The 19,334-nt window shown below is 69.0% G+C and carries 20 protein-coding genes; 6 read left to right on the top strand and 14 right to left on the bottom strand.

Annotated elements, in window-relative coordinates; genetic code table 11:
- The 3 genes from AC1D1G_RS18945 to AC1D1G_RS18935 form a co-directional block, all read right to left on the bottom strand.
- The coding region (locus AC1D1G_RS18945) for an acyl-CoA dehydrogenase family protein (RefSeq protein WP_477953203.1) at positions 1 to 559 on the bottom strand (559 nt) is incomplete at its 3' end.
- 24 nt (positions 560 to 583) lie between these two features.
- Complete coding sequence (locus tag AC1D1G_RS18940) at positions 584 to 1,747, bottom strand: steroid 3-ketoacyl-CoA thiolase (protein ID WP_477953202.1); 1,164 nt, start codon at positions 1,745 to 1,747, stop codon at positions 584 to 586.
- A gap of 182 nt (positions 1,748 to 1,929) precedes the next feature.
- Positions 1,930 to 2,541, bottom strand: coding sequence for a TetR/AcrR family transcriptional regulator (locus AC1D1G_RS18935; RefSeq protein WP_011597920.1), 612 nt, complete (start codon positions 2,539 to 2,541; stop codon positions 1,930 to 1,932).
- Positions 2,542 to 2,725: 184 nt separating this feature from the next.
- On the opposite strand from AC1D1G_RS18935, the gene AC1D1G_RS18930 reads away from it, so the two are divergent.
- Entirely contained in the window at positions 2,726 to 4,264 is a 1,539-nt protein-coding gene (locus AC1D1G_RS18930; RefSeq protein ID WP_477953200.1) for an FAD-dependent oxidoreductase, read from the top strand.
- Here the strand turns inward: AC1D1G_RS18930 and hsaA are convergent, their stop codons facing one another.
- Positions 4,265 to 5,431: a 3-hydroxy-9,10-secoandrosta-1,3,5(10)-triene-9,17-dione monooxygenase oxygenase subunit gene (gene hsaA, locus AC1D1G_RS18925; protein ID WP_477953199.1), complete on the bottom strand. Its 1,167-nt coding sequence runs from the start codon at positions 5,429 to 5,431 to the stop codon at positions 4,265 to 4,267.
- A 167-nt stretch (positions 5,432 to 5,598) separates the two neighbouring features.
- Here hsaA and AC1D1G_RS18920 point away from each other — a divergent pair, with 167 nt between their 5' ends.
- Genes AC1D1G_RS18920 through AC1D1G_RS18910 form a run of 3 tightly spaced genes read left to right on the top strand, consistent with a single transcriptional unit; the run spans position 5,599 to position 7,808 of the window.
- Positions 5,599 to 6,762, top strand: a complete 1,164-nt coding sequence (locus AC1D1G_RS18920) for a 3-ketosteroid-9-alpha-monooxygenase, oxygenase component (protein ID WP_477953197.1) — start codon at positions 5,599 to 5,601, stop codon at positions 6,760 to 6,762.
- Positions 6,740 to 6,994, top strand: a complete 255-nt coding sequence (locus tag AC1D1G_RS18915; protein WP_280781498.1) for a hypothetical protein — start codon at positions 6,740 to 6,742, stop codon at positions 6,992 to 6,994. The genes AC1D1G_RS18920 and AC1D1G_RS18915 overlap by 23 nt, the downstream gene beginning before the upstream one ends.
- A 22-nt stretch (positions 6,995 to 7,016) precedes the next feature.
- Positions 7,017 to 7,808, top strand: a complete 792-nt coding sequence (locus AC1D1G_RS18910) for an SDR family NAD(P)-dependent oxidoreductase (protein WP_477953196.1) — start codon at positions 7,017 to 7,019, stop codon at positions 7,806 to 7,808.
- A gap of 9 nt (positions 7,809 to 7,817) precedes the next feature.
- Here the strand turns inward: AC1D1G_RS18910 and AC1D1G_RS18905 are convergent, their stop codons facing one another.
- Positions 7,818 to 8,603: an SDR family NAD(P)-dependent oxidoreductase gene (locus AC1D1G_RS18905; protein WP_477953195.1), complete on the bottom strand. Its 786-nt coding sequence runs from the start codon at positions 8,601 to 8,603 to the stop codon at positions 7,818 to 7,820.
- Between the two features lie 230 nt (positions 8,604 to 8,833).
- On the opposite strand from AC1D1G_RS18905, the gene AC1D1G_RS18900 reads away from it, so the two are divergent.
- Complete coding sequence (locus AC1D1G_RS18900; protein ID WP_283331389.1) at positions 8,834 to 9,649, top strand: alpha/beta hydrolase; 816 nt, start codon at positions 8,834 to 8,836, stop codon at positions 9,647 to 9,649.
- 69 nt (positions 9,650 to 9,718) lie between these two features.
- Positions 9,719 to 10,954 (top strand): low temperature requirement protein A, encoded by a 1,236-nt coding sequence (locus AC1D1G_RS18895; RefSeq protein ID WP_477953207.1) that lies wholly within the window; start codon positions 9,719 to 9,721, stop codon positions 10,952 to 10,954.
- Here the strand turns inward: AC1D1G_RS18895 and AC1D1G_RS18890 are convergent.
- From AC1D1G_RS18890 to AC1D1G_RS18850, 9 genes are all read right to left on the bottom strand, one after another.
- On the bottom strand, positions 10,951 to 11,793 hold the full coding sequence (locus AC1D1G_RS18890; RefSeq protein WP_477953193.1) for a DUF427 domain-containing protein: 843 nt from the start codon (positions 11,791 to 11,793) through the stop codon (positions 10,951 to 10,953). The genes AC1D1G_RS18895 and AC1D1G_RS18890 overlap by 4 nt on opposite strands.
- An 18-nt stretch (positions 11,794 to 11,811) precedes the next feature.
- Positions 11,812 to 12,411 carry a hypothetical protein gene (locus AC1D1G_RS18885; protein ID WP_477953192.1) on the bottom strand — a complete coding sequence of 200 codons (600 nt, stop codon included), beginning with the start codon at positions 12,409 to 12,411 and terminating at the stop codon, positions 11,812 to 11,814.
- Positions 12,411 to 13,487 (bottom strand): PEP/pyruvate-binding domain-containing protein, encoded by a 1,077-nt coding sequence (locus AC1D1G_RS18880; protein ID WP_477953191.1) that lies wholly within the window; start codon positions 13,485 to 13,487, stop codon positions 12,411 to 12,413. Before AC1D1G_RS18880 ends, AC1D1G_RS18885 begins: the two co-directional genes overlap by 1 nt.
- 2 nt (positions 13,488 to 13,489) lie before the next feature.
- Positions 13,490 to 13,876 (bottom strand): hypothetical protein, encoded by a 387-nt coding sequence (locus AC1D1G_RS18875; protein ID WP_477953190.1) that lies wholly within the window; start codon positions 13,874 to 13,876, stop codon positions 13,490 to 13,492.
- Positions 13,877 to 13,954: 78 nt separating this feature from the next.
- A complete protein-coding gene (locus AC1D1G_RS18870) occupies positions 13,955 to 15,109 on the bottom strand; it encodes an alpha/beta hydrolase family protein (RefSeq protein ID WP_477953189.1) in 1,155 nt (384 codons plus the stop codon).
- Positions 15,106 to 16,017 (bottom strand): biphenyl-2,3-diol 1,2-dioxygenase, encoded by a 912-nt coding sequence (gene bphC / locus AC1D1G_RS18865; protein ID WP_477953187.1) that lies wholly within the window; start codon positions 16,015 to 16,017, stop codon positions 15,106 to 15,108. Before bphC ends, AC1D1G_RS18870 begins: the two co-directional genes overlap by 4 nt.
- A 90-nt stretch (positions 16,018 to 16,107) precedes the next feature.
- Positions 16,108 to 17,286 carry an acyl-CoA dehydrogenase family protein gene (locus AC1D1G_RS18860; protein ID WP_280781488.1) on the bottom strand — a complete coding sequence of 393 codons (1,179 nt, stop codon included), beginning with the start codon at positions 17,284 to 17,286 and terminating at the stop codon, positions 16,108 to 16,110.
- Positions 17,287 to 17,326: 40 nt separating this feature from the next.
- The gene (gene dmpG, locus AC1D1G_RS18855) at positions 17,327 to 18,385 is read right to left on the bottom strand and encodes a 4-hydroxy-2-oxovalerate aldolase (protein ID WP_280781487.1); all 1,059 of its coding nucleotides are present in this window, start codon (positions 18,383 to 18,385) and stop codon (positions 17,327 to 17,329) included.
- Between the two features lie 35 nt (positions 18,386 to 18,420).
- A complete protein-coding gene (locus tag AC1D1G_RS18850) occupies positions 18,421 to 19,323 on the bottom strand; it encodes an acetaldehyde dehydrogenase (acetylating) (RefSeq protein WP_283331397.1) in 903 nt (300 codons plus the stop codon).
- Between the last annotated feature and the right edge of the window lie 11 nt (positions 19,324 to 19,334).

The following is a 19,334-nucleotide window of genomic DNA, read 5'->3' as shown; positions in this document are numbered from 1 at the left end:
CGTTGCGACGCACCACGTCGTGGCTGGGTAGGTCGGTGACGTCGAGCCGGTCGCGGGCGACCACCACGAAGACGGTCTCGTCGCCATCCGTTGCCGCGAGCAGGAACAGGTCGCCCACCTGCCCGCCGAGGACGTACCCGGACTCACCTTCCAGCGTCACCACTCCGCCGTCCCGGACGAGACGCAGCGAACCCGGCTGCAGGGCCACCGCGCCGAGGGCCGAACCGTCGGCCAGCCCGGAGAGCTCACCCGTGCGCCCGGACTCGTGCAGGACGGCACCGAGCAGCACGGTCGGGAGGAAGGGACCGGGCAGCAGGACCCGGCCCAGTTCCTCGGTGACCACTGCCAGTTCCACCAGCCCGCACCCCGCCCCGCCCACGTCCTCGGGCAGGTGGAGTCCCAGTACACCCAGGTCCGCCAACGACTTCCAGAACAGCGGTCGTTGCTCGGTCTTGGCCTCGACGGCCTCCCGGAGCACGGCCGGGGTCACGGTCCGCGTGGCCCAGCCCCGCACCGAGTCGCGCAAGTCGCGCTCTTCTTCGGTCAATCCCATTGTCATGTCGGCCTCGTCGATCGTTCGGGGTCAGATGCGTTCGATGATGGTTGCGGTGGACAGCGCGCCACCGGCGCACATCGTGACCAGCGCGGTGGAGGTGTCGGAGCGCTCCAGTTCGTGCAGGGCGGTCGTGATCAGCCGGGCCCCGGTGGAGCCCACCGGATGTCCGAGTGCGATGGCGCCGCCGTTGACGTTCACCTTCGACATGTCGGCCCCGTGCACCTGCACCCACGACAGCACGACGGACGCGAACGCCTCGTTGATCTCGACGAGATCGATGTCGCCCAAGGACATTCCGGCGCGTTCGAGGACCATGCGCGTCGACTCGATCGGCCCGTCGAGGTGGTAGTACGGGTCGGAGCCGACCATGCCGGACGCGACGATCCTCGCGCGCGGCCGCAATCCGAGTTCGCGGGCACGGCCGCCGTCCATGAGCAGGACGGCGGCGGCGCCGTCGCTGATCTGGGACGAGTTGCCCGCGGTGTGGACGTGGCCGTCGATCACGGGCTTCAGGGCCGACAGGGCCTCCGCCGTCGTCTCGCGCAGTCCCCCGTCCCGGGTGACGACCGCGAGTTCACCGGTGGGTGTGCCGGACTTGTCCACGACGGGAGCGGTGACGGGAACGATCTCGCGGTCGAACCGTCCGTCCGCCCAGGCCTGGGCGGCGCGTCGTTGCGACTCGAGGCCGAACGCGTCGACGTCGCCGCGCCCGAATCCGCGCAGTTCGGCGATGCGCTGGGCGGACGTGAACTGGTCGCCCATGTCGATCGACCAGTCGTCGGGGTACGGGTTGCCGGTCTCCGGTGTGACGGCCTGGCCGAGGAACACCCGGCTCATCGCCTCGACACCGCATCCGATTCCGGCGGAGATCTGGCCGGACGCGATGAGACCCGCCACGACGTGCACGGCCTGCTGGGACGATCCGCAGGCGCAGTCGAGCGACGTGGCCGCCGTCGCGTACGGCAGTCCCGCGTGCAGCCATGCCTGCCGGGTCACGTTGTTGGACTGCTCACCGGCCTGGGTGACGCATCCGCCGACGATCTGCCCGATGTCCGCCGGGGCGACACCGGCACGTTCGAGGACACCCCGCTGTGCGGCGCCGAGTAGTTCGGCGGGGTGTAGTCCGGACAGTGCCCCGCGCCGGCGCCCGATCGGTGTCCGTGCCGCGTCGACGATGACGGCGTTGCCCATGTTCCGCTCCTTGGGTTCTTCTGGCTCGCGGACGCGTCCGCGGCTCATTTTTGAAATGTATTCTATTTTTGAGGAGACATCAATGCCCTTTGCCGTGCGAAATAGTTCTCCGCGCAGCTCAGAGGCCAGGAATGAATTTCACTTCGATCTCTTCGGTGAGGCCGCCCCACGCCGGCGGGCTGTCAGCGATGCGACAGGTTGACCAGCAGCAGGTCACACGCCCTACGGATGTCGGACTCGGCATCGGGAATCGAGACCCGGCCGTTGAGGCAGGACTGGATGACGCCGAACCACAACTGCACCAGCAGGCGCAGCGCCGTGAGGTCTTCCTCCGTCGGATGTTCGATCCCGGCGGCGTCCAGCATGATCTGCCGGAATGCCCGGTCGACCTTCCCCGCGTCCGGCACGGACGCGACGTTGGCGGTGCTCGTGGACTGGATCATCGCGGTGGACAGTGCGGGCCGCCGCAGCAGGCCGCGGGTGGCGCGGACGAGAACGTTGTACACCGCATCCTGCGGCGATTCGCCGGGGGGCGCGCTCTTCTTGAACCCGACACCCATCCGGTCGATCTGGTCGACCATCACCGCGACGAACAGATGCGTCTTCGACGGAAAATACCGGTACAGCGTCCCGATCGCGACGCCGGCGCGTTTGGCCACCTCGTGCATCTGGACTCGGGCGAGTTCCTTCTCGGTGGCCAGTTCGATCGCGGCCTCGAGCATGCGGACGTGGCGTGCCCGCTGTTCCTCCGAACTCGGTTCGGCAGCGTCCCGCACTTCGGCGATTCTCGGCACCCTCGATCCCCCTTCACTCCGCACACAGCCCCGGATCCGGTGTCGATTCTCGCATTGGATCGGGAAACCATCGAATTTCGTCCGGTGAGTGGGACCGCACGTGCCGCAGGTCGCCCGGATGCGATTGCGTGAACCCCACGACTGGACCGCCAGTCTCCACAGACCATCAACGGAGGAAACGACGATGCAGGACTGGACAACCGAGTGCGACGTGCTGGTGGTCGGTTCGGGGGGCGGCGCGCTGACCGGCGCCTACACGGCCGCTTCGCAGGGTTTGCGCACCCTCGTCCTCGAGAAGACCCCACTGTTCGGCGGCACGTCCGCGTACTCCGGCGCCGCGGTGTGGCTGCCGGGCACCGCCGTGCAGGAGCGCGCCGGCATCGGCGACTCCACGGACAAGGCGCGCACGTACCTGCGCGCAGTGGTGGGCGACGAGGAGATCGACCGTCAGGAGGCGTACGTCGCCACGGCGCCCGAGGTCGTCGACCTTCTCGAACGCGATCCCCACATCGAGTTCGAGTGGCGCGCGTTCCCCGACTACTACAAGGCCCCCGGCCGGATGGACTACGGTCGCGCGATCAACCCGCTCGACCTGCCGGGCGACGAGGTCGGGGACCTGCGTGAGGTCATCCGGCCCGAGGCCGACGTCGACCGGGCCGGGAAACCGCATCCGGAGGGAACACTGAACGGCGGCCGCGCCCTGATCGGCCGCCTTCTCATGGCTCTGCACGGCACCGGGCACGCGGAACTGCGCACCGAGACCGCCGCGCGCTCGCTGATCGTCGAGGACGGCCGGGTCGTCGGCGTCGAGGCGACGAACGCCGCCGGTGAGACCGTCCGGATCCGGGCGACGCGCGGCGTGCTGCTCGCGGCCGGCGGGATCGAGGGCAACGCGGCCCTGCGCACCGAGAACGGAACGCCGGGCAAGGCGGACTGGAGCATGGGCCCGCGCGGCGCGAACACCGGTGACCTGCTGCGGGCGGCGGTGGACATCGGTGCCGACACCGCACTCCTCGACGAGGCGTGGTGGTGCCCCGGGGTCGAACTTCCGGACGGCTCCGGCGCTTTCATGGTGGGCGTGCGCGGCGGCATTCTCGTCGACACGTCCGGAGAGCGGTACCTCAACGAGTCGCTGCCGTACGACCAGTTCGGTCGAGCGATGATCGAGCACGGCAGCAGCAGTTCGTATCTCGTGTTCGACTCGAAGGAGGGCGGGCCCGTGTTGCCTGCCATCTCCATTCCGAACATCTCCGCCGAGAAGCATCACGCGGCGGGCACCTGGGTCTCGGCCGACACGATCGAGGAACTCGCGGAGAAGATCGGCGTCCCCGCAGACGCTCTGCGCCGCACCGTCGAACAGTTCAACGACTTCGCCAAGCACGGCGTCGACGAGGCCTTCCACCGGGGAGAGGACCCGTACGACAACTTCTTCTGCCCGCCGGGCACGGGTGCGGACGCGCCACCGAACCCGGCACTGAGCCCGGTGTCGCAGGGTCCGTTCCACGCGGCCCGCATCGTGCTCAGCGATCTCGGCACCAAGGGCGGTGTCCGGACCGACGCCGACGCCCGCGTCCTGCGCGCCGACGGCACACCCATCGACGGACTGTATGCGGCGGGCAACACCAGCGCATCGCTCAGCGGCCGGTTCTATCCCGGTCCCGGAGTGCCGCTCGGCACCGCGATGGTCTTCTCCTACCGGGCAGTTCAGCACATGCGGAGCTGACTACACGAGGTTGTCCTCCACCGGGAGCCCGAACGCGCCCCTGCCGAACAGGGCGAGGGCGCGTTCGGGCTCGTTGGCCACGTGCACGCTGCCCGCGTGGGCGTCGCGCCACGACCGTTCGATCGCGTTGCCGCGCGACAGCGAACTCCCGCCGGCCGTCTTGAACAGCAGGTCGATCGCGTCGAGGGCTCGCTCGGTCGCGCGAACCTGATCGCGGCGCACCCGCAGGCGCAGACCCATGGGGAGTTCCTCCCCGGCCTCGGCCAGTTCCCACAGTTCACGCACGTTGCGATCCATCTGCAGTATCGCGGCGTCGATCTCGGACGACGCCCGGGCCACCGCGACCTGGGCGAACTGGTCGTCGACGAATCTTCCGCCACCGAGGCTGAGCCGCACGCGTTCCCGCATGAACGTCAGATAGCGTTCGTAGCACCCCGCGACGATGCCGACCCCGGGCGCCGCGACGGCGGTCGTGAAGAGCGTGGCGAACGGCAGCCGGTACAGCGGTCCCCGGTTCACCTTCTGTCCGGGTCCGCGCAGTTGCGCCGTCTCGTAGTTCCTCTTGATCCGGTAGTCGGGAACGAACACGTCCTCGGCACTGATCTCGTTGCTGGCCGTGCCGCGCATCCCCACCACGTCCCACACGTCGTGGATGCGGTAGTCCGACCGCGGCACCAGCGCGGTCATGAAATCGACCGGGCGGCCCGCAGTCCCGACCAACATCGCGCCGAGCAGCGCCCACGACGCGTGCTCGCAGCCCGAGGAGAAATGCCAGTCCCCCGTCAGCCGGTAACCGCCCTCGACCGGAACGAGCCGCCCGACGGGTGCGTAGGCGGACGACACGAGCACCGAATCGTCGTGGCCCCACACGTCCCGCTGCGCCCGGTCGTCGAACAGCGCCAGGTGCCACGGGTGCACCCCGAGCACGGACGCCAGCCAGCCCGTCGAACCGCACACACCGGACACTGCGCGCACCACTTCGTAGAAGTGCACCGGATCGCCTTCCGTGCCGCCGTACCGCCTGGGCTGCAGCATCTTGAACATTCCGGCGTCGCCGAGCTCACGGATCACCTGTTCGGACACCCGCCGCGACTCGTCGACCTTGTCCGCGCGTTCCGCGATCATCGGCAGCAGGCCGCGGACCGATCTCAGGACCTCGTTCGTCATCTGTCGGAGGGTAGGGCGATCACACCCGCGCGTGGATGTGCGTCTCGCTCAACGGGAAACACCGCCCCACCGCCCGGTCCCGTCCAGTGGGACCACGCGATGCGCGCCGTCCGCGCTCACTTAGCGTGCAGGGCACCGCACAAGCCCAGGAGAGGACGGGACGCATCGTGACCACCCAACAGTCCGAGACAGTCGAGGTACGCGAAATCGACGCGGGCGCAGCGCCCACCCGATTCGCCCGTGGATGGCACTGCATCGGATTGTCCGAGGCATTCCGGGACGGCAAGCCCCATTCCGTCGAAGCGTTCGGAACCAAACTCGTCGTCTTCGCCGACGGTGCGGGCGATCTCGCCGTGCTCGACGGCTACTGCCGGCACATGGGCGGCGACCTCAGCCAGGGCACGGTCAAGGGCGACGAGGTGGCGTGCCCGTTCCACGACTGGCGGTGGGGAAGCGACGGCCGGTGCAAGAAGATTCCGTACGCGCGCCGGGTTCCGCCGCTCGCCCGGACCCGGTCGTGGCACGCGCTCGACCAGGACGGGATGTTGTTCGTGTGGAACGATCCGGAGGGCAATCCGCCGCCCGCGGACGTCACGATTCCCCGCATCGACGGCGCACTCGACGACGGGTGGACGGACTGGGTCTGGTACCGGACCACGGTCGACACCCACTGCCGCGAGGTGGTCGACAACATCGTCGACATGGCGCACTTCTTCTACGTGCACTACTCGTTCCCCACCTACTTCAAGAACGTCTTCGAGGGCCACGTCGCCAGCCAGTTCATGCGCGGCCAGGCCCGCGACGACATGCGCCCGCACGCGTCGGGTCAGCCCCGCATGCTCGGAAGCCGCTCGGATGCGACGTATTTCGGTCCGTCGTTCATGGTCGACGACCTGACGTACCGCTACGAGACACACGACGTCGACTCCGTGCTGATCAACTGCCACTACCCCGTCAGTGCCGACAAGTTCGTGCTGCAGTACGGCATCATCGTCAAGAAGTCGAAGGAACTCGACGGCGACGCGGCCACCGAGATGGCGAAGAATTTCGGCACGTTCATCGCGAAGGGTTTCGAGCAGGACATCGAGATCTGGAAGAACAAGACCCGCATCGAGAATCCGCTCCTGTGCGAGGAGGACGGCCCAGTCTACCAGCTGCGACGGTGGTACGAGCAGTTCTACGTCGACGTCGACGCGGTGACCTCGCAGATGACCGACCGGTTCGAATTCGAACTCGACACCACCCGCCCCGTGGAGTCGTGGAAGAGGGAAGTCGAAGAGAACCTCGCACGAAAGGCGCGCGAAGCCGATGCAACCGCTGCAGTGCACTGAGTGCGGCGCGAGCGTGCTGGTCCAGAAGAACAGCTGGGAACACACTTCCGTTCAGTGGGACGACGCGGCCCGCGCCCGGTGCCGCGAGATCGGCAGCGCCGGACCGGGGGGCCCCGGCGCTCCCCGGAAAGGATGTTCGGCGCTGACGGCGTCGATCACCCGAGCCGCGGAGGCGGGCGTCGTCCCGGTGCGCGATCCCGACCCCGTCCCGACCCCAACCGTCGCCCACTGAACGATTTTCGGAAGGACACAACATGATCGACACCGAGCACTACGGTCCGTGGGCCGTGATAGCGGGCGGCTCCGAGGGTGTGGGCGCGAGTTTCGCCGAGGAACTGGGCCGCGCGGGGATCAACCTCGTGCTGATCGCCCGCAAGCCCGGGCCGCTCGAGGAGACCGCGGCCACGGTCCGCGCCCACGGCGTCCTGGTGCGCACACTCGCGCTCGATCTCCTTGATCCGGACGCCCTCGACCGGATCCGCACGGCCACCGACGACGTCGAGGTCGGGTTGCTGATCTTCAACGCCGGAGCCAACAGTTACGGACACGAGTTCGTCAGCGGCGACCTCGCCGGCTTCCAGCGCGTCATCGACCTGAACATCACCTCGCAGCTGCACCTTTCGCAGCATTTCGCCGCGAGGATGAAGGACCGCGGCCACGGTGGCGTCGTGCTGGTCGGTTCGCTGGCCGGGTACCTGGGTTCGGAAGACCAGAGCATCTACGCCGCAGCCAAGGCGTTCGGCCGGATCTTCGCGGAAAGCCTCTGGCTCGAACTCGCGCCGTTCGGCGTCCACGTGGTCGAACTGGTCCTCGGCGTCACCCGCACACCGGCGATGGTCCGGGCGGGCCTGAACTTCGATCTTCCCGGAATGAACGTCGCCGAACCCGAAGACGTTGCCCGTGAGGGGCTCGCGCACATCGCCGACGGCCCGGTCTGGGTGGCGGGCGGCAACTACGACGCGGCGCGCAAGCGCAGCGGTTTCCCCCGCGACGCACTCGTGCGCGGGGCAGCCGAGGGTATGCGGAAACTTCTGGGCCGCCGGTAGCCGCGGACGTCAGAGGGTGGTGACGAGTCCGCCGTCGATCACGAAATCGGAGCCCGTCACATTGCCCGCCCGGCCGCTCGCGAGGAACACGACGAGATCCGCCACCTCGTCCGGGCGGGTGAACCGGCCCGTGACCGCCTGCTCCGCGACACGCTCCGCCACTGCCTCCGGGTCACCGCCTGCGGCGCGCGCCACCGTGGCGGCGACCCCGTCGTCGCCGAGCCAGAGGGCGGTCGACACCGGACCGGGGCTGACGGTGTTCACCCGAATACCCAACGGTCCCAACTCTTTCGACAGGGCCTTCGAGAAGTTGGTGAGCGCGGCCTTGGACGCGCAGTAGTCGATGACGGTGGGGTCGGGCAGGAAACTGTTGACCGAACTCGTGGTCACGATGCTTCCCCGGCCCGCCGCGATCATCGTGGGCAGGGCGGCGCGGATCGTCCGCACCGCCGACATCAGGTTGAGATTCATCGTCGTGATCCAGTCTTCGTCGGTCACGTCGAGGAACCCGGTCAGTCTGGGGTGGGCGGCACCGACGTTGTTGACGACGATGCCGAGACTGCCCCGAGCAGTGGCGGCGGCGACGAGTTCGCCCGGACCGGTGGGGGTCGACAGGTCGACGTGCACCGCCTCCACCGTTCCGCCGCGGACGAGTTCTTCCAGTTCGGAGCTGGGCGAACGCGCCCCCGCCACCACGAACGCGCCTTCCGCGGCGAGCGCGCGGGTGATGGCGAACCCGATTCCCTTGCTGGCTCCGGTGACCACGGCGACGGTGCCACGTAAGGCGAGATCCACGGGGTTCCTCCTGACGACGGCGGAGCGTGCACAGACGAGCGGAACGTCCCCCTCCGATCACGCTAGCCGAAATGGTGCCGACCGCGCTGCGGGCGAGTAATCTCAGCGACGAAGGGCCAGGCCACGGCGTTGCTCTCGTACGGCGATGCCTGTCGTCACGCGACTACACCTGGCGCGCAAGCCCCTTCACCCCTAACCACTGTGTTCTTTCCTGACTCGGGAGACGAGTGATGCGACTTCTTCGACTTCGAACCGCCGTTGCCGCGTGCGCGATCGCGGCTGCCGGCACGCTGACCGTGGGGGCCGGACCGGCCCTCGCCCAGGATCTGCCGACGGTGGTGCTGGTCCACGGCGCGTTCGCCGACACCACCAGCTGGGATGCGGTGGCCGCGGAACTGCGCGGCCGAGGGTACGAAGTCGTGGTCCCGGACAACCCGTTGCGCGGACCGGCCTACGACTCCGCCGCCATCGAGAAGGTGCTCGCGGACATCCCGGGACCGGTGGTGCTCGTCGGTCACTCGTACGGCGGCGCCGTCATCACCAATGTGCATTCGCCGAACGTCGAGGCCCTCGTCTACGTGGCGGCCTTCGCCCCGGCGCAGGGCGAGCCGGTCATGCTGAACCTCGACCCGATCCGGTTCCCCGGCAGCCAGCTGCTCCCGCCGGTGCTGCAGGTGAAGGTCGTCGAGAACGATCCCACCGGAATCGCCGGGAGAAACCTCGACGGGTACATCGATCCCGGCCGCTTCCACGAGGTGTTCGCCCAGGACGTCCCGGACGCCACCGTCGCCGGGATGATCGCGCACCAGAAGTCGGCTGCGCTCGTCGCGAACCTCGAGCCGACCGCCGATCCGTCGTGGGCGTCGACACCCAGCTGGGCCATGGTCGCTCAGAACGATCGCGTGATTCCGGCGGCCGCGGAGCGGTTCATGGCCACGCGCGCGGGAGCCCGGATCACGGAAGTTTCGGCGTCGCACGCCGTCCTGGTGTCCCAACCCGGCGCGGTCGCGGACCTCGTGGTGCAGGCAGACCAGGGAACTCCGTAGCGGGCCGCCGTGAACACGCCCGGACAACCGGCACCGAACAGCAGGAACCTCGCCCACCGTGTCCAGAAGATGGTCGGGCGTGATCCGCACGAGGAACACCGTGCGGCAACGCCGCTGGAGCTGCTGTTCGACCTGACGTTCGTCGTCGCGTTCGGCGTCGCGGGCGATCAGTTCGCGCACCTCGTTGCCGAAGGACACGTCGCCGCCGGGCTCGCGGGATTCGCGTTCGCGATGTTCTCGATCATCTGGGCGTGGATCAACTTCTCCTGGTTCGCGTCGGCCTACGACACCGACGACTGGATTTACCGGGTCACCACCATGATCCAGATGATCGGCGTCGTCATCCTGGCGCTGGGCATGCCTCCGATGTTCGCGTCCATCGACCGCGGAGTCGAACTCGACAATTCCGTGATGGTGTCCGGGTACATCGTCATGCGCATCGCCATGGTGTTCCAATGGCTGCGCGCCGCCAAACACGACCCCGAGCACCGTTCCGCGTCACTGACGTATGCCACGATGCTCGTCCTCGCGCAGATCGGCTGGGTCGCACTGGTGATCGCGCCCCTCACCGTCGAGTACGCGTTCGGCCTCGGCGCGATCCTCATCCTCGTCGAGCTGACCAGCCCCGTCATCGCCGAACGGTACAAGGGCGGAACGCCCTGGCACGCACACCACATCGTCGAGCGTCACGGCCTGCTCGTCATCATCACCCTCGGCGAGGGCGTGATCGGCACCGTGGCATCGCTGTCCGCCGTGGTCGAACACCAGGGCTGGACACTCGATGCGATACTCGTCGCGGTCGCCGGCATCGGACTCACGTTCGGACTGTGGTGGGTGTACTACACCCTGCCGTCGGCCGAGGTGCTCGCGGTGTATCGCAGCCGGTCGTTCGTCTGGGGCTACAGCCACATCGCGCTCTTCGCGTCGCTGGCCGCGGTGGGGGCCGGACTACACGTGGCGGCGTATTACATCGAACACGCCTCCCATATCGGCGCGGCGGCGACGGTGCTCTCCGTCGCCGCACCCGTCGCGATCTTCCTCGCGGGTGTCTACGCGCTGTACACGTATCTGCTGCGGGTGCCCGACCCGTTCCACATCCTGCTCCTCGTCCTGACCGCGGCCACGATCGCGCTCGCACTGGTGCTGGCGGCGCAAGGCGTGTCGATGGCGTGGTGCCTGATCGTGGTGATGCTGGCACCGGTCGTCACGGTCGTCGGATACGAATTGCTCGGACACGCGCACGAGGCCCGGGCGCTCGAGATCGTCCTCGGGCGCGCAGACACCGGCACCCGCGAGGAGTACTAGGACCAGGGGGTCACCGGCCGAGGCCGGGCCACACCGTCGACGACCAGATCGAGCCGCTCGTCGAAGAACGCCACGAGTCCCCGAACTTCCGACGCGTCGACGAGGGGCTCGTCGTATCGCCACGCGATGTCGTGAAGCACTCCGCCTGCGGTCACCGCGGACCGGTAGGAAGCCTCGCCCTTGTAGGCGCAGTACGACGTCGTCGCACTCGGTTGCAGCTCCGCGACGACGTCGCCGGGCGGCAGGTAGTAGCGGACCGGAAGCAGTGTTTCGAACAGCATTTTCGCGCGCCGCGTGTCGGCGAGGAGGATGTCGCCCAACATCACCCGGATATGACGGGACGTGCGGCGAACGTCGATGCGCTGGAACGGGTCGTGCGGATGACCGACGATCTCGTCGTCCTCCTCGAGCCAACGGTCGAAGCCGTCGAAATCGAGAACCACGTACCCGGTCAGATCCTCGTCGCCGGGCCGGAACCCCACGGCGTGCTCTGCGCCGGCGGTACGGAGCACGACGGGTTCGCCCGCCGTGCTGTGCACCGAGAACGGCACCCGCGGGTCGAGTACCGGCAGCGTCGTCACGTCCGGCAGGGCGAAGCCGACGTCGCCGGTCCCCTCCGCAGCCACCGAATCCGTTGGCTCCGCCGACAACTCCGCATCGATGTCGTCCGACGGCACCGCGTACGTGGGAACGACGCGCCGCGGTTCCCAGACCAGGACCGCACGGTCACTGTCGACCACGGTGGTCCCGTTGAGCACGGCACGGATCCGCTTCGCCGTCGGCTCGTAGCGAAGCTCGCATAGCTGACGTCCGATGCTGTCTCGCAGTCGCAGGCCCATGAGTCGAGACTAGGCCTGTCATCGGGCCAGGCCGAGGGAAGCGACGAGGTCCTCGTGGAACTCGAACCAGACGCGGTGGCAGGAGTCGCGGTCGGTTGCCGTGATCCAGCCCGGATCGGTACCCGCTCGCTCGACGGCGCCGGCGAACCGATGGTGATAGCCGGCGAACCGGTCCGTGCCCGCGACCAGGCGCGCCTCGAATTCGGCCAGGGCGTCCGCCGCGGTCGCCAGGCGGGTGATCGTCTCGTCGATGGTCACGGTCGCCTCGCCGAGGCCCATCTCGGCCAGCTGCCAGGCGGTGCACGCGTCCGCCACGGCGACGTTGTGCGGCAGGAAGTCCTGGTGCACCTGCACCACCACGGCGCGGGTGCCGCACCGGTCGAGCTCGGCGGCGAGCAGTCGCTCGCCGTGCACCTTCCCGGTTTCGGTCAGGGACCAGCCGCTGTCCCCGGCAAAGTCGGTGTGGGTGACCCACCCACGGGCCTCGGCATCGAGCAGGTGCTCGGCTGCCAGTCCTGCAGGCAGCGCGAACCGGGCAGCGATGCGCGCGGTCTCCGCGTAGCCCAGGATCCGCACGGCGTGCAGCACCAGGATGTCCGTCGGTGTGCGGTGCGACATCACATCCTCCCCGCGGTGCCGACGTGCCCGTGGGTGCCGTCGACGCGGACCCGTCGGCCCTCGGTCAGGGTGGTCATGGCCCCCGCCGCTGCCAGGACTGCCGGGATGCCGAATTCGCGGGCCACGATCGCGGCGTGGGCGAGCATCCCGCCCGTCTCGGTGACCACCGCGCACGCGCGGGCCAGCAGCGGCGTCCACGCCGGCGAGGTCGTTCGGCAAACCAGCACGTCGCCCGAACGAAAGCGGGCGAAGTCGTCCAGGCTGCCGATGATCCGCGCAGGCCCGGCAGCGGTGCCCGGGCTGGCTGCGACGCCTGTCAGCAGCATCTCCCCCGGCATTGCTCGCACCGGCAGCGCGGCGGAGGACGCGGTCGTGATCGGGCGGGCCTGCAGGACCCAGATGTCGTCGCCGGCGATCGCCCACTCGATGTCCTGCGGGCACCCGAACAGGCTCTCGACGTCGCGTCCCAGCGCCGCGACGGCCAGAGCCTGGGCGGTGGTCAGCAGTTGCCCGCCCCAGTGCCGGGCGACCTGCACGTGCACACCGTCGACCAGGTACGCCTCCGGAGTGACGGTCCCGGCCACGACTGCCTCGCCGAGGCCCCGCGCAGCCTCGATCACCACCTGCTCGGCCCCGGTGACCGGGTGCCGGGTGAACATGACTCCGGCCGTCTCGGGTTGCACCATCACCTGCACGATCACCCCGGCCGACGCGAGGGCTTCTCGATCGGTGCGAGCCGCGTACGCGACGGCTTCGGGCGAGGAACCCGACGCGGCGCTGCGATACACCGCCTCGATCACCTCGGCGGTGGTGGTGACCCCGAGCGTCGTGGCCAGTTGTCCGGCGAACGAAGACTCGACGCCGTCCTCCGCGAGGGCGGACGAGCGCACGGCGAACGGACCGGGACCGAGACGGCGCAGTCCGGCCTCGATCTCCCGCTCCCGACCGGGATTGCCGAGCGGGTCGGGTATCACGAATCCGTCGGGCACCCGGAATCCGGCACGCAGCAGCAGGCCGAGGTTGCGGGCCTTGGCACCGCAACGCTCGGACGCGTCCAGCAGGGGCACGATCGGCACGTTCAGGCCTCCGCGTCGCGGTCGCCGGCCCGGGCAAGGACCCGGTTCAGGCGCTGCTGGGCAGCCTGCGCCGAACCCAGGCCGAGCGCCTGCGCGATCTGCGGCCAGGTCATCGCACTGGCCCGGGCGGCGAACAGCAGGCCGGCCTCGATCTGATCGAGCTCCACCCGAGCCGACGACAGCAGCCGCAGCCCGGCCGCGAGCACCGCCGGGTCCGTGCCCTGCGCGTCCCGGCCGGCCCACGCCGCGAACCTGACGAGATCGGTGTCCGAACGTGGCTGCCCGGGATGCTCCCAGGGGCGCCGCTCGAGCCGCGCGGCACCGGCCTCGTTCAGCGTCGTGCGTGCCTGATCGAGTTCGGCCGCGTGTGTCTGGTCGTCGGTGGTCACCCGACCACCACACGCTATCAACAGCCTGTTGTCAACATTCTGTTGATGGGCGCGTCGTCGGACGAGGTCCCGGCATCCTCAGCCGGCGAGGATCCCGGCGACGAAATCCTGCGCGTCCTTCTGCGACGCGCCGATCGTCCCGCGATGGTCCGCACCCTCGTACGTCCGATACGTCAGTTCGTTCCCGTTGTCCTGCAACGTCTTCACCATCAGATCCGTCGACGGCTTGCTCACCACCAGGTCGCCGGAGCTCTGCGCGACCAGCGTCGGGACCTGCACGTGGACCCTCGACGGCTCCYGGCGGGCCAGGTATTCGGTGAGCGGTCCCAGGTCGGCGTCGGGACGGAAGACCTGACCGGCGGGCACGGGCGGCACCTTCCGGATGTCGTCGATGCACCCGGTCCGCGCCACCGTCAGCAGCGGTTGCGCCCGCTCCGTCAGCAACGTCGACGGGTCGAWGGCGGGATCCGCGGCCTGGGCTCCGAGGAGGATCAGCGGGAGGAACGCCTCGGCCGCTTCGATACCCGGAACACCCGAGCGGAAGTACTGCGGCGTCTGGTCGAGCCCGTTGCCCGGGGCGATCGCCACGGCACCACCGAGGTGCAGTTCCGGGGCGCGCTCCCCGCCCTGCGCGGCGGTGAACAACGCCGCCTGCCCACCCTGACTGTGGCCGATCACGAACCACGTCGAGCCGACCGCCGGATCCATCGCACGGGCGGCGCGGACGATGTCCACGACAGCGTTCGTCTCCGTGTCACCGTTGACGTACGGGTGGATGCCCGGCGTGCCCAGACCCTGGTAGTCCGTGCTCACCACCGCATATCCCTTGGCGACCCAGTCGTCGAGGGACGCGTTCACCCCGGAGAGATAGCCGTGGGCGGGGCCTCCGGCGAAATCCGCGGACGGGGCGCACGCGTCCGCGACGCCGGTCGTGCCGTGCGCCCAGCTGATCACCGGATATCCACCCTCGGGTGCCGGCGTGCGAGGAATCGACACGGCGCCCGACACCACGACGGGGTCGCCGTTGCCGTCCTGCGACGCGTAGGTGATCACCTCGTTCCGTCCGGCGCTCGGCAGGGCCGGACCGTCCGCGACGGCGCGGGACGACAGCAGCTGTCCCGGCCGGAGCGCAGCCGGATCCGTCGCCGTCTCGGAAGTCGCAGTGGAACAGCCACTTCCGCCGAGAAGGAGGAGCGCGGCCACCGCGCCGATCCGGGCACGCGACAACGTCATGAGAACGCCGCCAGCGGCTCGGAACCCGACCAGTCGTGACCCCAGTAGCTGTCCGCCGTGATCTCCTCGGCGGTGTAGTGCGTCTCGTCGACGAGCATGCCCTCCGTGCCGAACTCGAGGTCCCAGCCGCCGGGGGCACGCACGTAGAACGACACCATGCGGTCGTTGGTGTGGCGGCCGAGGGTCGACGAGATGGAGAAGCCCAGCTTACCGAGCCGGTCGAGTGCCTGCCCGACGGCGTCGAGGGTGTCGACCTCCGTCATCAGATGCACCATCCCGGGTTCGCCGCTGCGCGGCGCAGGGCACAACGCGAGGCTGTGATGGYGCTGATTGACACCCATGAACCGCACCCGGCGGGCTGGTCCCGGGGCGTCGGCCGGTCCGAGCCGGATCGCCCCGCGCGGCAGGAAGCCCAGCACCTCGGTGTAGAACGTGTAGGCCTCCTCGAACGCCGGCGTCGGGAGGACCACGTGCCCCAGACCCTGTGCGCCGGTGACGAACCGCCCGCCGTGCGGGGTGACGACCGGGCTGTGGTCGAGGACGGGCCCGAAGAACACCTCCACCCGTGTGCCGGACGGATCGTCGAACGCGATCACCTGCTCTGCGTCGCGGTAGCGCGACTCTTCCTCGGACAGGACGTCGACCGTGACACCCGACTTCTCCACCTGCTCACGCACCCGTTGGAGGGCGAACTGGTCGCGCACCTCCCACCCCACCGCGAGTGCCGTGTCCGTGTCACCCGGGAGGACGATCAGCCGCGACCGCCGCTCGTCGACGCGCAGGTACAGGCCGTCGGGCTCGGGACCGGAACCCTCGGCCATGCCCAGCCCGTCCACCACCAGCTCACGCCAGCGTGGCACGTCCTTCGTCTGGATCCTGAGGTAGCCGAGCCCGCGAATGTCGGTCATGTGAAAGTCCTTTCCTGGAGGCGGCTCCGCCGCCCGTGCGCCTTTCTGGTAGCAGGGACTACCAGAAAGGCGCACGGGCGGCGGAGCCGCCTAGATCATGGAGCGGTGGATGCCCTGAGGTTCCCCGCCGAGCTGGGTCAGAGCCGAGGAGTGGAAGATCGACCCCGGCACGTGGATGGCGTGGGAGAGGCCGGCGTGGGCGTCCCGCCAGAAGCGCTGCAAGGGTGTCTTCAGTTGGAGCGCACCGCCACCGGAGCGTGCGAAGATCTCGTCCACGGCACGCACCGCCCGCCACGCGGCGGCCGTCTGCGTGCGCCGGCCGATGGAGCGGAGTTCGAACGAGACGTCCCGGCCCTTCTCGGTCATGTCCCAGAACCGGTCGACCGTCTCGAGGATCGCCGCGCGCGACGCCGCGATCTCCGCCGCCGCCTCGCCGATCGCGAACAGCACGTACGGGTCGTCCTTGATCGCGGTACCCGACACGGTGACACGTTCACGCTGCGCATTCAGGTGGCAGGCCAGCGCGCCCTCGGCGATGCCGATCAGCGACGACGTGATGCCGAGCGGGAAGATGCACGAGAACGGGAAGTTGTAGAGCGTCTGGGTGCGGCCGAACTCCTTCGGCGCGGACCCGTCGAAGACCTTGTCGGCCTGCAGGGTCCGGTGCTGCGGGATGAACGCGTCCTTGACGATCAGGTCCTTGGACCCGGTGCCGCGCAGTCCGACGACGTTCCAGCTGTCCTGGTCGATGTCGTAGTCCGAGCGTGGCAGCAGCACGTGCAGGATCTGCGGCGGCATCACCCGGTTGCCGTCCCGGTCGCCGACCGCGGCGCCGATCATGATCCACCCGCAGTGGTCGGTGCCCGAGGAGAACGACCACCGGCCGTTGAGGACGTAGCCGCCGTCGGTGGGCACGGCTACACCCATCGGCGCATACGGCGAGGCCATCCACATGTCGGAGTCCTCGCCCCACACCTCGTCCTGGGCCGTGCGGTCGAAGAACGCGAGTTCCCACGGGTGGACGCCGACGATGCCGCTGACCCAGCCCGCGGCCCCGTCGATGGCGCCGATGCCCATCGCGGTCTCCGCGAACTCGCGCGGATGCGATTCGTAGCCGCCGTACTCCTTGGGCTGCAGCATCCGCATCACTCCGGAGTCGCGCAACCGTTTCGCGGAGGTGTCGGACAGGCGCATCAGCTTGTCGCCCTCGGCGCCTTCCGCTCGGATCTCGTCCGCGTACTGTTCGATCCTGTCAAGAACCTGGCCCATGATGATCTCGGCTTTCTGGTGTCGGTACCCGGCGAAACGCCTAGGCGGACTTCTTCTCGGCGACTGCGGAACCCGCGGACTCCCGGTCTGCGAGACCGAGGGCGATCTCGATCAGCTGGTCCTCCTGACCGCCGACCAGCTTGCGTCGGCCGGCCTCGATGAGGATCTCCGCACCGGACACGCCGTACCGGCGGGCGTGGGAGTCGGCGTGCTTGAGGAAGCTGGAGTAGACACCCGCGTAGCCCATCGTCAGCGACAGCCGGTCGAGCAGGCAGTCGCCGTCCATGATCGGCCGGACGACGTCCTCGGCCGCGTCGATGATCTTCAGCGTGTCGATGCCGGTGCGGATTCCGAGCTTCTCGGTGACGGCGGCGAACGCCTCGACCGGGGTGTTGCCCGCGCCCGCACCGAAGCGCCGGGTGGAGCCGTCGATCTGGAGGGCGCCGGACTCGACGGCGAGCACCGAGTTGGCGACACCGAGCCCGAGGTTCTCGTGCCCGTGGAAGCCGACCTGCGCGTCGTCGCCGAGTTCGGCCACCAGGGCGGACACCCGGTCGCTGACGGCGTTCAGGATCAGCGCCCCGGCCGAGTCCACCACGTACACGCACTGGCAGCCGGCGTCGGCCATGATCCGGGCCTGCTTCGCGAGAACCTCCGGCGGCTGGCTGTGCGACATCATCAGGAAGCCGACGGTCTCCAGCCCGAGTTCGCGGGCGAGACCGAAATGCTGCACGGAGATGTCGGCTTCGGTGCAGTGCGTGGCGATGCGGCAGATGCTTGCGCCGTTGTCCGCAGCCTCCCGGATGTCGGACTGGACGCCCAGTCCGGGGAGCATGAGGAACGCGATCCTGGCCCGCTCCGCCGTCTCCACCGCGGCCTTGATCAGTTCCTGCTCCGGGGTGTGGCTGAAGCCGTAGTTGAACGAGGAACCGCCGAGTCCGTCGCCGTGGGTGACCTCGATGACCGGGACCCCGGCGGCGTCGAGCGCCCCGACGATCGAGCGGACGTGGTCGACGGTGAACTGGTGTCGCTTGGCGTGGGATCCGTCGCGCAGGGACGAGTCCGTCACCCGGATGTCGAGATCGGCACTGTAAGGCATCGGTATTCCTTCGAAGAGTGAATGGGGCGGACGCGTCAGACGCTCGCGCCGAGGATCTGCGTCGCGAAGCTCTCGCCGACCTTGGTGGCGGCGGCGGTCATGATGTCGAGGTTGCCGGAATAGGGCGGCAGGAAGTCGCCCGCTCCCTCTACCTCGAGGAAGATGCCGACCCGGGCGAGGCCACCGCTGATCGGCGTCGGGTCGTCGAATTGCGGTTCGGCGCGCAGTCGGTAGCCGGGGACGTACGCCTGCACGGACGCTGCGACGTCGTGGATGGACGCGGTGATCGCGTCCCGGTCGGCGTCGGCGGGAATGGAGCAGAACACTGTGTCCTTCATGAACATCGGCGGTTCGGCCGGGTTCAGGATGATGATCGCCTTGCCCTTCTTCGCCCCGCCGATCGTCTCGATGCCCCGGCTCGTGGTGATCGTGAATTCGTCGATGTTCGCGCGGGTGCCCGGGCCTGCGGACGGCGACGCCACGCTGGCGACGATCTCGGCGTACGCCACCTCGGCGATCCGGGAGACGGCGTACACCATCGGGATGGTTGCCTGGCCGCCACACGTGATGAGGTTGACGTTCGGCGCCGTCCGGTGCTCGCCCATGTTCACGGCGGGCACGACGGCGGGTCCGAGCGCGGCGGGGGTGAGGTCGACGGCCTGGATGCCGAGTTCCCGGTAGCGGGGGGCGTTCGCCCGGTGCACGTAGGCGGACGTGGCCTCGAAGACGATGTCGGGGCGCTCGTCCTGGGCGAGCAGCCAGTCGACACCCTCGGCGCTGGCGATCACACCCCGGTCCGTGGCGCGCTTCAGTCCCTCACTGTCCGGGTCGACGCCGATCATCCAGCGGGGCTCGATGATCTCCGAGCGGAGGAGCTTGTACAGGAGGTCGGTGCCGATGTTGCCGGATCCGACGATCGCGGCGAGAGCCTTGGTCACAGTTGTCGCCT

The sequence above is a fragment of the Rhodococcus sp. P3_B8 genome, assembly GCF_056402775.1.
The sequence above is the reverse complement of the archived record's forward strand: the minus strand, read 5'-3'. Positions and strand labels throughout refer to the sequence as shown.

Bases quoted from the DNA above. Each gene is read 5' to 3' on its own strand.
- AC1D1G_RS18915 (WP_280781498.1), top strand. From the start codon at position 6,740: ATGCAACCGCTGCAGTGCACTGAGTGCGGCGCGAGCGTGCTGGTCCAG.
- AC1D1G_RS18900 (WP_283331389.1), top strand. From the start codon at position 8,834: ATGCGACTTCTTCGACTTCGAACCGCCGTTGCCGCGTGCGCGATCGCG.
- AC1D1G_RS18895 (WP_477953207.1), top strand. From the start codon at position 9,719: ATGGTCGGGCGTGATCCGCACGAGGAACACCGTGCGGCAACGCCGCTG.
- hsaA (WP_477953199.1), bottom strand. From the start codon at position 5,431: ATGACGAACGAGGTCCTGAGATCGGTCCGCGGCCTGCTGCCGATGATC.
- AC1D1G_RS18940 (WP_477953202.1), bottom strand. From the start codon at position 1,747: ATGGGCAACGCCGTCATCGTCGACGCGGCACGGACACCGATCGGGCGC.
- dmpG (WP_280781487.1), bottom strand. From the start codon at position 18,385: ATGCCTTACAGTGCCGATCTCGACATCCGGGTGACGGACTCGTCCCTG.
- AC1D1G_RS18885 (WP_477953192.1), bottom strand. From the start codon at position 12,411: ATGTCGCACCGCACACCGACGGACATCCTGGTGCTGCACGCCGTGCGG.
- AC1D1G_RS18930 (WP_477953200.1), top strand. From the start codon at position 2,726: ATGCAGGACTGGACAACCGAGTGCGACGTGCTGGTGGTCGGTTCGGGG.
- AC1D1G_RS18890 (WP_477953193.1), bottom strand. From the start codon at position 11,793: ATGGGCCTGCGACTGCGAGACAGCATCGGACGTCAGCTATGCGAGCTT.
- AC1D1G_RS18860 (WP_280781488.1), bottom strand. From the start codon at position 17,286: ATGGGCCAGGTTCTTGACAGGATCGAACAGTACGCGGACGAGATCCGA.
- AC1D1G_RS18910 (WP_477953196.1), top strand. From the start codon at position 7,017: ATGATCGACACCGAGCACTACGGTCCGTGGGCCGTGATAGCGGGCGGC.